This window comes from Sphingomonas cavernae (assembly GCF_003590775.1).
Classification (GTDB): Bacteria; Pseudomonadota; Alphaproteobacteria; order Sphingomonadales; family Sphingomonadaceae; genus Sphingobium_A; species Sphingobium_A cavernae.
In genome coordinates, this window is record NZ_QYUM01000002.1 from 999,555 (window position 1) to 1,013,430 (window position 13,876).

The 13,876-nt window shown below is 63.0% G+C and carries 12 protein-coding genes; 3 read left to right on the forward strand and 9 right to left on the reverse strand.

Translation table 11 applies throughout. The features are described from left to right. Nucleotides 1-3: 3 nt before the first annotated feature. The 5 genes from D3876_RS04915 to rfbF all read right to left on the reverse strand — a co-directional run bounded on the left by D3876_RS04915 (nucleotide 4) and on the right by rfbF (nucleotide 5,938). Nucleotides 4-1,236 (reverse strand): class I SAM-dependent methyltransferase, encoded by a 1,233-nt coding sequence (locus D3876_RS04915; protein ID WP_119760007.1) that lies wholly within the window; start codon nucleotides 1,234-1,236, stop codon nucleotides 4-6. Nucleotides 1,237-1,295: 59 nt separating this feature from the next. Next, on the reverse strand, nucleotides 1,296-2,516 hold the full coding sequence (locus D3876_RS04920; RefSeq protein ID WP_238475243.1) for a DegT/DnrJ/EryC1/StrS family aminotransferase: 1,221 nt from the start codon (nucleotides 2,514-2,516) through the stop codon (nucleotides 1,296-1,298). A gap of 28 nt (nucleotides 2,517-2,544) precedes the next feature. Continuing rightward, nucleotides 2,545-3,657 (reverse strand): NAD-dependent epimerase/dehydratase family protein, encoded by a 1,113-nt coding sequence (locus D3876_RS04925; RefSeq protein WP_119760008.1) that lies wholly within the window; start codon nucleotides 3,655-3,657, stop codon nucleotides 2,545-2,547. 66 nt (nucleotides 3,658-3,723) lie between these two features. Beyond that, entirely contained in the window at nucleotides 3,724-5,073 is a 1,350-nt protein-coding gene (locus D3876_RS04930) for a UDP-glucose dehydrogenase family protein (protein ID WP_182911878.1), read from the reverse strand. Nucleotides 5,074-5,140: 67 nt separating this feature from the next. Further along, nucleotides 5,141-5,938, reverse strand: coding sequence for a glucose-1-phosphate cytidylyltransferase (rfbF, locus tag D3876_RS04935; RefSeq protein ID WP_119760011.1), 798 nt, complete (start codon nucleotides 5,936-5,938; stop codon nucleotides 5,141-5,143). Nucleotides 5,939-6,298: 360 nt separating this feature from the next. On the opposite strand from rfbF, the gene D3876_RS04940 reads away from it, so the two are divergent. Continuing rightward, complete coding sequence (locus tag D3876_RS04940) at nucleotides 6,299-7,495, forward strand: glycosyltransferase family 4 protein (protein WP_119761056.1); 1,197 nt, start codon at nucleotides 6,299-6,301, stop codon at nucleotides 7,493-7,495. 44 nt (nucleotides 7,496-7,539) lie between these two features. Here the strand turns inward: D3876_RS04940 and D3876_RS04945 are convergent, their stop codons facing one another. The 4 genes from D3876_RS04945 to D3876_RS21190 form a co-directional block, all read right to left on the reverse strand. Beyond that, nucleotides 7,540-9,267 carry a glycosyltransferase family protein gene (locus D3876_RS04945; RefSeq protein WP_119760013.1) on the reverse strand — a complete coding sequence of 576 codons (1,728 nt, stop codon included), beginning with the start codon at nucleotides 9,265-9,267 and terminating at the stop codon, nucleotides 7,540-7,542. A 61-nt stretch (nucleotides 9,268-9,328) separates the two neighbouring features. Then, nucleotides 9,329-10,600, reverse strand: a complete 1,272-nt coding sequence (locus D3876_RS04950; protein ID WP_119760014.1) for a glycosyltransferase family 4 protein — start codon at nucleotides 10,598-10,600, stop codon at nucleotides 9,329-9,331. Nucleotides 10,601-10,684: 84 nt separating this feature from the next. Next, nucleotides 10,685-11,404, reverse strand: coding sequence for a hypothetical protein (locus D3876_RS04955; protein ID WP_119760016.1), 720 nt, complete (start codon nucleotides 11,402-11,404; stop codon nucleotides 10,685-10,687). Beyond that, on the reverse strand, nucleotides 11,401-11,706 hold the full coding sequence (locus D3876_RS21190) for a nuclear transport factor 2 family protein (RefSeq protein ID WP_119761058.1): 306 nt from the start codon (nucleotides 11,704-11,706) through the stop codon (nucleotides 11,401-11,403). The genes D3876_RS04955 and D3876_RS21190 overlap by 4 nt, the downstream gene beginning before the upstream one ends. A gap of 239 nt (nucleotides 11,707-11,945) precedes the next feature. Between D3876_RS21190 and D3876_RS04965 the strand changes: the two genes are divergently transcribed. After that, nucleotides 11,946-13,052, forward strand: a complete 1,107-nt coding sequence (locus tag D3876_RS04965; RefSeq protein ID WP_182911879.1) for a sensor histidine kinase — start codon at nucleotides 11,946-11,948, stop codon at nucleotides 13,050-13,052. Beyond that, on the forward strand, nucleotides 13,049-13,798 hold the full coding sequence (locus D3876_RS04970; protein WP_238475244.1) for a LytR/AlgR family response regulator transcription factor: 750 nt from the start codon (nucleotides 13,049-13,051) through the stop codon (nucleotides 13,796-13,798). The genes D3876_RS04965 and D3876_RS04970 overlap by 4 nt, the downstream gene beginning before the upstream one ends. Nucleotides 13,799-13,876: the final 78 nt, after the last annotated feature.

Consider the following 13,876-nt stretch of genomic DNA (forward strand, 5'->3'; position numbering starts at 1 on the left):
GTTCTACGCACCGACCAAAGTCGGTTTGGGCAACGGCAAGACGAATTTCCCGCCGCGCTCCAGAAATGCGTTTTGTTGGGCATAAATTTCATCGAAGAAGTTCCAGGCCAGAACAAAGAGGATGTCCGGCTTGTCGGTTTCGATGGCCTCCACGGGCTTGATCGGGATCCGCGTATTGGGCGAATACAGGCCATGTTTCAGGACGTTCTTGTCGACAAGGAAGTCCAGATATTGCGGCCCTATCCCGAAATAGGTGATGAGCGTGTTGCCCCTTGCCGATGCGCCATAGCCGGCGATTTTCAGGCCCTGCGCCTTCAGATCCGAAAGCATCTGGCGCAGTTCGGCGCCGATCTGGTCAACGCGTTCGACCAGCGCCTGATAGGTCGACGCCTCCAGCATGCCGCCAGCAGCCTCTTCGTCGAGCATTTCCTGAACGATCGGTGTGCGCTCCGCGCCCGCAGCATTGCGCGTGAGGAAGACACGCATCGAACCGCCATGAATATTGGGCAGGCGGTGGACGTCGGTAACGTCCATGTCGAAGAACTCGCCGAGCTTTACGAGCGACAGCAGGCTGAATTCGGAGACGTGCTCGTGATAGACGTTGTCGAATTCGTTGTGGTCGATCAGCTCCTTCGCGCGCGGAACCTCGATCACGAACATGCCATCGTCGGCCAGCAATATGTCGATCCCGCGCATGAAATTGTGCAGGTCGCCGATATGGTTGAAAGTGTTGGTGGTGACGATGATCCTGGCCTTGCCATGTTCCGCCGCCACCTTCGCTGCCGTTTCGGGGTGGAAATAGGCAACATGCACGTTCACGCCCCGGCCATTGGCGATCTCCGCGATGTTCGCGGCCGGATCGATGCCCAATGTCTTGCAGCCCAGTGCGTTGCACGCTGCGAGCAGGAGCCCGTCATTGCAGCCTATATCCACGATCAGTCCCGTGCCGCCCGCATGCTGCGCGAGCACACCCGCAAATTCCCGAAAATGGCTTTGCATCGTCGCCGCGCCCGAGGGCACGTAGAGATAGTGCCTGAAGAAATCGGCCGGGATCTGGTCGGCCACCTCGACCAGCCCGCATTCGAGGCAAACCTGGGCGTTCAGCGGGAAACTCGGCTGCGCACGCTCCAGATCCTCGGGCTTGATCAGCATCTGCGCGGGTGCATGGTCGCCCAGTGGCAGAAACAAATAGGGATCGGGCGCAAGGCAGGTGCGGCAGGTGGTCAGGCGATCCATCGGTTGACTTCCCTGAACACTGTCATGGGCCAGGGCGGAGGCGGAGTTGGACGACATGGTTATCTTCCCGTCTTGGCCTTGAGGAACGAAGCGGCGGTCTCGTAGATGTGCGCAACCTGGGCCTCGCTGAGCCCCTGATGACAGCCGATGACGATGCCGCCCCTGGTAACCAGGTCCGCGTCAGGATAGCCATTTACGCTCTCGCGGCGCGCGATGGTCTTGAAGCCGGGCTGCCGCAGGATGTTCCCGGTAAAGACCGGACGAGTCTGGATACCCCGATCCTCGAGATACATCTGCATTTCGTTGCGGTGGAACGGCGCGTCATCCCTCACCACCAGCGGAAAGGCGTACCACGTCACGTCCGCCCCGGGGATCATCTCGGGCAGCATGAAGAACTCTTCATAGCGCGCAAAGAACGCCTTGTGCCGGTCGAACGTCGCTTGCCGCGACTTCAGGAACCCTGGCAGCTTTCGGTACTGGACCAGGCCGAAGGCGGCGCCCAGCTCCGATGGCTCGAAATTATAGCCGATCATGTCGAAGACATATTTCGCGTCGTACGGAATGCCGTCGATCTCGATCCCGAACCGGGCATTGGCGCTCTCGGATTCCGCGAATACCGAAGACCGCCTGCCCCAGCCGCGCAGGATGCGCGAGCGATGCTCGAGTTCCTCGCTGTTGGTGCACAGCATCCCGCCATTGCCGGCGCAGTTGATAATGTGCGCGCCGTAGAAGCTCGTCGTGCAGATATCCGCGCGCTCGCCCGTCGGGCGTCCGTGCAGCTTGGTGTCGAGCGTGTCGGCGCTGTCTTCGAGCACGAGCAGATTGTGGCGGTCGGCGATCGCGCGGAGCGCGTCCCAATCGGGGATATTGCCCATCAGGTTCGGGATCACCATCGCCCGGGTGTTGGCCGTGATCATCTCTTCGACCTGATCGACGCGGATGTTCAGCGTCTGCGGGTCGACATCGACAAAGGCGGGCACGAGACCGTTCTGAACCTGCGAGGCGACCGTGGTCGAGAATGTCAGCGCGGGCGTGATCACTTCCGACCCCTTTGGAAGGTCCATCGCGGCGATTCCGAGCAGCAGCGCCGAGGATCCGGAGTTGACCATGACGCCGCGCGTCTTGCCGAACAGCGCTGCGATCTTCTCCTCGAATTCCTGGACCTTCGGTCCCGGCAATGTCGAGGTGCGCAGCACATCGACGACCGCGGCGACTTCCTCCTCATCGCTCACGCTCAGCGCATACGGTACACGCATCATCTTGCGATCGACGGTATCCATTTCTGTCTGACTGACGGCTAGCATCTGACTACACCTCCGCGCTGACGGGAATGCGAATCCCGTTTTTCTCGACCAGATGTTGGATCAGCCGGGAAAGGCCGTCCTCGAGCCCGACTCTTGGCGACCAGTCGGGAAACAGGTACCGCGCCCGCGAAAGGTCGGGGCAGCGACGCTGGGGATTGTCGACCAGATAGTCGGCATCTTCGCTCGATTGGTAATGCACCGCGATGGGCGCGCGGCCGAGCACCCCGGCGCCCGTGCGCGAAACGGCTTGTGCAAGGTCCCGCATCGAAATCTCGACTTCGTCATTACCGGTATTGATCGCATCGCCCGCAAAATCGGACGTCAGCGTTCGCATCATCAGCGCTATCGCGTCGGTGACGTAGCAGAAAGAACGCGTCGGCGCGCCGTCGCTGAGGAGTTCGATCGGCCGATCCTCAAGAAGGCAGGTCATGAAATCGGGCAGAACGCGCCGATCGTCGAGCCTCAACCCCGGACCGTAGACATTGAAAGGACGCACCAGCTTTATGGGAGTGCCGAAAAGTCGAAAATAGGTGACCGCCAGCGTTTCGGCCATGCGCTTCGATTCATCGTAGCAGGCGCGCGGCCCGGTGCATGACACGTTCCCGCGGTAATCCTCGGGCGTCGGAATGAATTCGGGATAGGGGTCGCCATAGATTTCGCTGGTGCTCATGACGATGACACCCCGCGCATCGTTCGCCCGCGCAAGTTCGAGCAAATGCCGCGTACCCTCAACATTGGCGCTGATCGTCTCCAGCGGATACTGGCGATAGACCGTGGGCGAGGCGATGCTGGCGCCGTGGACAATCCAGTGCACCGGCTCGTCGACCTCGATCGGTTCGGATATGTCGTGCCGCACGATGCAGAAATGAGGCTGGTCTTCGAGATGCGCGATGCGCTCGGGCAGCCCCGTCTTGAAATTGTCGACCGCGATGATCCGGCACGGCTCGCTGGCGCCCGTCGCGTTCCATCCCAGCAGTGTTTCGACGATATAGCTCATCAGAAAGCCGCCGGCGCCGCTCACCAGAACCGTCGTTCCAGCGAAGCGGGGCAGGACCTGGGCGAGGTCGCTCAGCAGCCCTTTGACGTCGTTCTCGACCACACGCGAATAGAACTGCATCTCTGCCCCCACTCTAAACCTCACGCGCTTCGCGCCAGATCGTCGCTGCCAGGACCATGGTCCCGATCATCCCCCGTTCCCGATCTGGTAGAGTATGAAATCCTTTGGCGGATCGAGCGTGCGCAGCGAGTTGCGCGCGTCGAAGATGACGTTGCCGCGCATCGCCTTTCGTATTTTCGGCCAGTCGAGCTCGCTCCATTCAGGCCAGGCGGTCCCGATGATCGCGACATCGCCGCCTTCGAGCGCCTCGACCGCGCACCCCGCATATTTCACGGTGCCGTTGAGCAGGGGCCTGGCGAGATCGGTGGCGACAGGATCATAGACTGTCACGTGCGCCCCGCGATCGCTCAACTGCTCAACGAGCTGAATCGCCGGCGAATGACGCAGATCGTCGGTGCCCGATTTGAAGGCCAGGCCGAGCACACCCACCTTTTGTCCGGCAAAGGCGCCAATCCGTTCTTCAGCAAGATCGAGCACCGCACCCGTCCGCGCTGCATTCACCTGAGCAACGGCCTCGAGCAACGGCGTCGCGACATTCTTTCCGCGCGCATAGGCTAGCAACGCCGCAACGTCCTTGGGCAGGCAGCTACCGCCATATCCGCTGCTGGGCCGCAGATACGACAAAATGCCGGGGCGGACGCGATGTCCATCGACCACCGGCGAGAGGCGCTTGTCGAGATGGAGCCCGTCCATCACGACTTCGGCATCGGCGCCCGGTGTCTGCTCGCATAGCGACGCCAGTTCGTTGGAAAAGGAGATCAGCGTCGCGAGGAGCGCGTTGGAAGCGTATTTGGTGAACTCGGCGTTGCGCAGCGACATGACGACCTTGGGACAGTCGAAGGCGGCGTAGACCATTTGCATGACGCTGGCCGCGTTCGCGTCGGACGCGCCGATCACGATGCGGTCGGGCGTCATGAAATCCTCGATCGCGGTTCCCTCGCGCAGGAACTCGGGATTCATGCAAAGTCCGATTTCGGCTCCCACCGACTTGCCGGCCGCATGTTCAAGAGCGGTGCGCACCACGCCATCGGTCGTGCCGGGAACGACGGTGCTTTTGACCGCGACGACATGATATTCCGGCTTGTTCTTGAGCGCCTGGCCGATGGCGGCCGACGCCGCTTCGATCTGCGAAAGATCGATATGGCCGTCGGCATCGGGCGTACCTACGGCGATCAGCGTAATCTCGCTCTGCTGCACGGCCGAGACCAGGTCGACTGTCGCCGAAAGCGCGCCGGACGCGACAGTGTCTGCGACGAGCTGTTCAAGCCCGGGTTCGAAAAACGGTGCGTTGCCGCCTGCGATTCTGACGACCCGCGCCGTCAGTTGATCGACGCACACAACCTTGTGGCCAAGTTGCGCGAGGCACGCGCCGCTTACCAGGCCGACATAACCCGTTCCGATGATCGAAATGTTCATGCGATGCCGGATCCCAGCAGACATGGAGTATAATGGCATGAGCCGTTCGCTGGCTCCCCGGCTGCGATCATGCCGCCTCGGCCCGGGCGAGGCGGCGCTCGAACTGCATCCACGGCGGAACTTCCGACTGGGACAGCTTTTCGAGATGGTCGCGGTCGCGGACCGTGTCCATCGGGTGCCAGAAACCCTTGTGTTTATACGCGAAAAGCTGGCCGTCCTGCGCGAGGTTTGCGAGCGGCGACTGCTCCAGCGGCTCATCGTCGCCGGGAAGATAATCGAGCACCCCCGGTTCAAAGACAAAGAAGCCGCCATTGATCCAGGTCTCGTACTTCTGGACCTTTTCGGTGAACTGGGCGACGCGGTTGCCATCGAGTTCGAGATTGCCAAAACGCGCGGGCGGCTGCACCGCGGTGACCGTCGCCAGTCCGCCGTGCGAGCGGTGGAATGCGAGAAGCGCGTCGATATCGATATTGCCGACGCCATCCGAATAGGTGACCATGAAAGGCTCGTCATCGAGCCAGTCACGCAGGCGCAGAAGGCGTCCGCCGGTCATCGTATGCTGGCCCGTGTCGACGACCGAGACGTTCCAGTCCACGCTCTTGGTCGGCCTGAGCGTCATGCCTCCGTCGCCGAGCGCCACCGTGAAATCGTTGTTCATCAGATGGAGCTCATGGAAGAAGCTCTTGATCAGCATGCATTTATAGCCGCATGCCACGATGAAGTCGTGATGGCCCCAATGGCTATAGATATCCATGACATGGAGCATGATCGGGCGACCGGAAACCTCCACCATCGGCTTTGGAATGCGGACCGTTTCCTCGGCAAGCCGCGATCCCAGGCCACCGGCAAGAAGGACTGTCTTCATCGTCAGACTCCCCCGAACGCGACACGCGTCCTTTCCAGCTAATCTCTGCGATCCACTATACAGGAGCGGCCCCGAACCACGGCGCGCGCAGGAGAGGTAGGCAAACTGGGCTAGACCTTGATCGGTTCAGGCTGAATCAGCCTGAACCGTGAATCAAGGTCTCAACTGTTGAATAGAGCCTGATTCACGCTTTCTACGGAAGCGCGCAGCGCTTCCGCTTCAACCGATCAGGCTCCAGAGTCGGCACCCGATCGCCGTTTGGGCGCAATATCGCAAAGGGATAGTAATCCGGGTGGTCGATTGATCACGGACAAGCGCACGCTAGTCTCGATGATCACTGGGATGCTGCGGAGCTGCTGGATGGAGCGCGTCGACGCCGGAATAGCCGGCCCCTCCGAAGGGAGCGGCCACACACCATTGCATATCGTCTTCGTCCTGTCCGCCCTTGGCGCCGGTGGCGCGGAACGCGTGGTCAGCCTGATCGCCTCGCGCTGGGCTGCGCGCGGCGACACCGTGACCGTCATAGCCTTCGACGGTCCCGACGACCCGATCTATCACGATTTCGACAGCCATGTGCGCTTCGTCCGGCTCGGCGTCTCAACCGACAAGGGCGGAAAGGCGGGCGCCATGTTGCGATCCGCATCGCGCGCCTGGCGGTTGCGGCGCGCCTTGAAGCGCCTGGCCCCGGACAGAACCATTTCCTTTCTTACAAAGGTCAATGTTCTGACGCTGCTGGCGACATTGGGGAGCAAAAGGCGCGTCATAATCTCGGAACGCAACAATCTGGCGCGCCAGGCAATGAATCCACTTTGGCGACGGCTGGCCAAAGCACTTTACGGGCGTGCTGATGCCATAGTCATGCAGACCGAACCCAGCATCGCCTGTCTGCCGCGTGGGGCTCGCGCGCGTGCGGTGGTGATTCCCAATCCGCTATGCCGAATTGCAGCGCGCGAGGTTCCGCCGGGAATGCAACACCTCGTTGCTGTGGGACGATTGGAAGCACAGAAGGGATTCGATCTTCTGATCAACGCCTTTGCGCGGATCAGCGACCTCAATCCGCGGTGGGCGCTCGTCATCTATGGAGAGGGGCCCGAAAGGTCTGCGCTGGAGGCGCAGATCCGCAAGGAGCGGCTCGACGGCCGCGTCCTGCTGGCTGGGTTGAGCACCGCGCCCGGCGCCTGGATCGAGCAGGGTTCGATATTTGTGCTCTCGTCCCGGTTCGAGGGCTTCCCCAACGTGCTTGGCGAGGCGATGGCCGCGGGTCTTCCGGTGGTTGCATTTGACTGCGCCTTCGGGCCCGGCGAGATGATCAACAATGGCGTGGACGGTATCTTGATACCCGACGGCCGTGTCGGCGCGCTCGCCGATACCCTTACGCATATGATGCGCGATCCCGAACTGCGCGCGCGTCTCGGCGCGGCGGCGGCACAAAGCGCCATGCGATTCGCGCCCGATCGGGTTATCGCGCGCTGGGATGCCGTGGTCGCACGGTCACCAACGGCCCATGAATTGCGCAGCGAAGCGGTTCAGCCAGCCGGTGCTGGGGCCAGAGCCTGATCGTTTGAGGTGGAAGCGCTCTGCGCTTCCACTGAAAGCGTGAATCAAGGTCTGGGCGCGGGCTGAACGAAGAGCCTCACGGGATCGTCGCCCGGCACCTCAAGCACGGGATAGCTGCGGGAACGTGCGAACGTCTCGAACGCCGCGTCCAGTTCGCCCTCCTGACCCGTGATGATCGCAACGGGCGGATCTTGCGCAAGGAATGCCCCAAGCCCGCCCGGCGATACGATCCGGTAATAACGTCGGTCAGCAACGGGAATGAGATCCGCCACGCGATACTGGAACGGCCCTGCGGCGAGCTCGGGGTAGACGGACAAGCCCGCTTCCAGCGCAAGGATCGGCGACAGCGTAGCAGCCCGGGCTCTAGAGCACTTCCCGAAAAAGTGGGAACCGGTTTTTCGGTCGGGAAGTGCTCCAGACACAGAGTCGAGAGCCTTTCTTGTCCGGCAAGGCGATTCCGCCTTGCCGGGAAAGGCTCTAGCAGGCGCTCTTTCAAGCAGCGTAGCGATGCGCACACCGGTCATGTGCGCCTGAACACCCGCCCATTTCACGGGCGAGGCGAGCGCGGCGAGCCCCTGGCCAAGCCGCGTCGCGCCTGACGCCAGCGACAAGACAGCGATCACCGTCAGCAGCACGACGGCGATGCGCCGCCGCCAATCGTCGAGCAGGCCGAAGCCCAGCAGCGCGAGCACCGTCAGGAATATGATCGGCGGCGCATAATATTGCGCAAAGGCCGGCGTCGGAACGAAGGAAACGAGCGCGCCGAACAGAATCAGCCCCAGGACCATCCTTATCGGCCAGGACATCGCGGGAAGAGACCAGTCCCCGCCCCGCGCCGCGAAGCCCGCAAGCGCCAGCGTGATGCCCGCGGCCACCGCCGCGAGAAGCGTCGCGCCCGAGAACCAGATTTGTTCGGCAAGCTGCACCTTGCCCGCCAGCGACATCACCTTGGGGACGTCGAGCGTCTGCCAATAGCTCTGGTGCGGCCCGGTAAAATAGCTCACGGTGTGCGCGAACAGCGACTGCGGATCGCTGACGAAATAGACCAGCGTCGGCAACATGCCGATCACTCCCGCCAGCGCGAAGGGCAGCATCACCGAACGCGCCCGCGAAACGAACGGCAACCGCGCAGGCACGAACAGCGCCGCAGCGACGAAGGGCGGGACAAGGAAGACGTAGCTGACCCTGAATCCGATCGCGAGCGCGATACACAGGCCCGCGGCGGCGATCCGCGAAGGACGCGGCGCGGGCGCGTCCAGCCCCGACAGGAAGAAATATGTACCCAGCAACGCCAGCGACATCGGCGCAAAACTGTTTGTGACGAGAAGCCCAGGCTGTCCCAGGAACAGCGTGTTGGACACGAGCATGATGATTGCAAAAATCGACAGGAGACGCGAACCGGTGGCGCGCCGGGCGATCAACGCGATCGCTCCGCAAGCCACGATCCACCAGCCAAAGACCGCGAACCGCCCGACGAGCAGATAGTTTTCGCCGCCCGTTAATTTGAACAAACCACTGAGAAACAAGGCCAGATTGGGCAAATGATTGTATCCGAGCTCCCGGTAGAGCGAATAGTCGGCGACCATCGCGCCTGCGGCGATATGGATCTGTTCGTCATGCTGCAGCGGATAGGACATGATCCGTCCGAACACCGCCATCAGCAACAGCGCGATCAGCGCATAGCCAGCCACAGCACTGGCCTGTTCGGCACGTCGTGCGCGAGGTGCGGAAATATGCGGCGCGTCGCCTGCATGGGAAAAACCGGAAATCATCGCGCGACCCCCTCGATTGACGCGTCCATTCGATCGCGTTCGGCGCCAACCAAAAAAGCGCTCACATCGCTTCGACCGACGCAGTGGACCTCGCAGAGCGTCCAGGATTCTGCTTGCCCTTCGCACGCGACATCAGTTGCTCGTAGATGGCCATGATCCGGCTGGCATGGCGGGTCGCACCGAAATGCTCGCGTGCATGCGCAGCAGCAGCAGCGGTGAGCCGTTTGCGCAGCGCCGCATCGGCAAGGATGCGCTCGGCTCCGCGCGCCAGCGCTTCGGCGTCCTCGGCACGCACGATCAATCCCGTACGGCCGTGCTCTATCGCCTCACGATTGCCGCCCGAATCGGTTGCGACCACCGGTGTTCCCACGAGCATCGCTTCGACTAGCGTCCGCCCCAGCGGCTCTTCGACTGCGGGCACCATCAGCAAGTCGCACGCGGCGATCCAGCCCGCGCCCGGCCTGCGGAACCCCATCAGCCTGATCGAGTCGCCAATACCCGCGGCGCGCGCGCGCTCGGGTACGTGAATCTCGGCACCTTCATGCGGTTCGCCGAACATCAGGCCCATGAACCGGATATCGGGCCGCAGCCTTTGCAGTTCTGCGATCGCGTCGACGAACAAAAGCGGCCTCTTTCGGTCCATCAGCGCCCCGAAGAACCCGACCAGGCGAACATCCGGCGCCATATCCAGTTCGTCGATCAGTGCGGCGCGCCGCGCGCAGCGATCTTCGCTGATCGCGGTATCGAAGGGGCTGAAAATCACGCGAACCGCGTCGGGACGACGACGATAGCTGGGCGCGGCGAAGCGCGAGACCGCTACGATCTGATGCGCCAGCCACGGCGCTGCGCGCAACCCGGCGGCGGTCGGATTGCCGCGATGGTGCCAAAGCAGCTTCGCGCCCGCAAGCCGCGCTGCAAGGCCCCAGGCCGCATGGCAACGCCCATCATTGGTATGGACGATCGCGACGCGATGCTGCTTGAGAAAGCGCATCCGCGCCGGCAGATCGGGAAGCAGCCCCATCAGCGCGCTGCCGCGCACGCGGCGGCCGTGGACGAGGCGTCCGCGGCCGGGGTCCTGCACGAAGCCGACCCCGGCTTCGCGATACAATTTGGCCACAGGGCCATCCACGTCATGAAGTACGACAAGGGGGATAAAGCGCGACGGATCGAGATGCTTGATCAATCCAAGCACCGATATGTGATTGCCGCCGATGACATCGCCGACAAATGGAAAGCAGATCGTGACGGGATAGTCGGCCACCCAATCCCCCAAACCGGTTGGCGCGCTCAACACGCCGTCCGACCAGTCTAGCACCGCCTGCGTGAAGGGCATTGCGGCTATATGGGGTAAATCTCCCGAGTAGCTGTATCGCCGGCCCGTGGCGCGTCTGGTTTCGAGCGTGACCGGAGTTGCGGGTCAGTAAACCTCGACCCAGCTATCACTGCCCGAATATTCGTTGGCCTTGCCCCAGCACATCAGCGTATCGCGCTCGGCGCTGCGGGTGTCACGGTCTATGCGCAGGCGGAAGCGCTTGCAGCGAAAGCCGCTCACCATCTCCTCGCCAAGCGCGGTCAGTACGCCGCGCACGACGGTGCCCGACCAGCGGATCGTCTCGCCCGGCGCCATGCCCACCATCTTGTCATTGAGCTTGGTGTTCGTCCGTCGCATCTCGTCCATGAGCTCGAGCCGGAACCAGCCTTCATTGGTTGTGCCGCCTTCACAGGCAGAGCAGCGGACTACACCAAGCGCTTTATAGGCGTCGATCTCCGCCTTCTTGTCCGCAGGAATTGCCATGCGGCTGGGATATTTGGCGTCGGCCGCCGCCATCTCGCGCCGCGCGCGCTCGGTCGCGCTGGCGGGCTTGGCACTCGCACTCTCCGAAGCCGGAGCATCGACGCAGTCACTCGGCCCGGCACGCGCCGCCGCAACAGCGGTACCCGTCAGATCGGAACCAAGATCGCCGTCGCCGCGCGCTGCTCCCATCAACGAGCCCGTGAGCCCGCTCAGACCGCGCTTCTTCTTGGCCTTCGCCACCCGGCCGGCACAACCCTCGTCCTGCGCGCTGGCGGGCGCATGCACATATGCGGTTGAGACGAGCACCGCCGCGGCGGTCGCCAAAATTCCATAAAGCTTCATTGAAGGCCCCCTTTCATTTCGCCATCGGCTGCCGCGAGTGCCGGCCTGGGCACCCACAGCGCATTCACGATCAGCCAGCGATCCCCGAATTTCGCGAGCTGGAGATAGTCGGTGAAGATCGGCGTATCGATCCGCGCGACCGCGGCGGTTTCGGTCGCATCGAGGACGCGGACGGGCCGTGCCCGTCCACCTTCACCTCGGCGACAGGCAGGCCGCTGCTGTGCGTAACGAGCGGCGCGGGTGGTGCTTCGGCCGAAGTGGCCGAAGCCGCCAGCGCAAGAGCGAGCGCATACATTGTCGATTCTCCAGCGTCGTTCGGAATATGACCGCGACGATCAATGTCGGGGTATGCGGCTTGCTAAGCGACTGGCTTCGGCCCCGCGCGCGGTCTGCGCCGCACATGGACGTCCCCGCGACGAGACGCCCAAAGGTCCGTTCAATAGCGCCATGCGTGCGTCCAAGACGGTTGCTGGTGCCACCAAGCCGGACGCCAATCACGAATTGCCACGCTATACTAAGGACTTTCGGCTATGGATCGCGCATGACCACGACACGACAGTTCCGCCGCCAGGGGGCGCAACTGACAGCCGCGCTCTGGCTGTCGTCCGGCGCATTGCTGATGTTCCCGATGTATTTTGATCGGACCAGCCCCACGCTGAACGACTGGCTGATGACGTTCGTCATTAGCAGCCTGGGTGCGATCCTCTCGGGCGGACTGTTCGTAGCTGTCGTGGCAACGCGCGATCGAGGCGTCCCTGTGCGACTGGCGGCTACGGCGACGGTCGTCGTGGTGTCATCAGTGCTGTTCGCTGTGGCGGTCACTGCGATCATCGCGACGATGGATCCCACCTTTGCGCAGAACAAGCCCTATATGGTGCGGATCACGTATAATTTCGGCTTCTTTGGCTGGCAGTTCGCGCTGCTCGGCGCGCTTTTTTCGGTGCTTCAGGCCAATCAGCGCGCGCGGGATCGCGAACGGCAGCTCGCGGCCGCGCGTCAGGCGGCGGTAGAGGCCAATGCGGCGGCGACGAGCGCGCGGCTGGCTGCGCTGCGCTACCAGCTCAATCCGCACTTCCTGTTCAACACGCTCAACGCGATATCATCGCTGGTGGTCACGCGGCGCAGCGCCGAGGCAGAGGAGATGCTGGCCCGCCTGTCCGAATTTTTGCGCGCGACGCTTGCGAGCGATCCCGAGGGGCCGGCCACGCTCGAGGACGAGCTGGCGACGCTTCAGACCTATCTCGAGGTCGAGAGCATCCGCTTCGGCGAAAGGCTGGCGGTCGAGTTCGTGTGCCCGCGGCCGCTGCGCGACGCGCTGGTCCCCGGATTCATCCTGCAGCCGCTTGTCGAGAACGCGATCAAATATGCGGTCGCGCCAACCACGCGCCCGGTGACGATCCGTGTCGAAGCGGTGCAGCAGGACGAAGAGCTTGTCGTGACGGTGGAGGACGATGGCGATCCCCTGCCCGGCAAGGCCCCGAGCCAGGCAAGCACGGGCGTTGGCCTCAGCAATGTGCGGCAGCGGCTCGAGGTGCTGTTCGGCGAGGCTGGACGGCTCGAGGCGTTCCCGCGCGAACGCGGCTTCCTGGCGATGATCCGGTTGCCGCTTGCCTTTGGCGGCGAAACGCTGCGCGAGGCCGCGGAATGAGCCTGCGCGTCCTGATCGTCGATGACGAGCCGCTTGCGATCGACCGGCTGCGCGAATTCTTCCGCGACATCGCAGAGGTCGAGGTGATCGGCGACGCGAGCGACGGCAAGAGTGCCGCGGAGGCGATCGCTGCGCTGAAGCCCGACCTCGTGATGCTCGACATTCAGATGCCCGAACGCAGCGGCATGGCGGTCGCCGCCGACCTGCCCGCCGAAGGACGGCCCGAGATCATCTTCGTGACCGCGTTCGAGCATTATGCCCCCGACGCGTTCGAGGTGGATGCGGTCGACTATCTGCTGAAGCCCGTACGTTTCGATCGGCTGCGTCAGGCAATCACGCGGGCGCGGCGGCGGCGCGCGCTGAAGGAGGCGGCGGAACGGAGCAATATGGCCGAATCCGCGCCATCGCCCTATCACGACGCAATCTGGGTCCAGGTACGCAACGGATCCGTGCGCGTCCCCGTCGACATGATCGACTGGATCGAAGCGGCAAAGGATTACGTCCTGCTTCACACCGAAACGCGCAGCTATCTTCACCGCAGTTCGATGTCGGCGCTCGAAGCGATCCTCGATCCCGCCAAGCTCGTTCGCGTCCACCGGTCGAGTTTCGTCCGGCCGGCGCGTGTCGACGGGATCGAGCGGCTGGGCAAGGGACTGATTGCGCTCAAATTGTCCGACGGTGCGGTGGTCGCGGTCGGCCCCAATTATACCAAGGATGTGATCAACCGGCTGCGGCCGGGCGTATAGACCATTTGAATAGAGCCTGATTCACGCTTTCGGCACCTCAAACGATCAGGCTCCAGCCGCGCTCCGTTCCAATTTCGC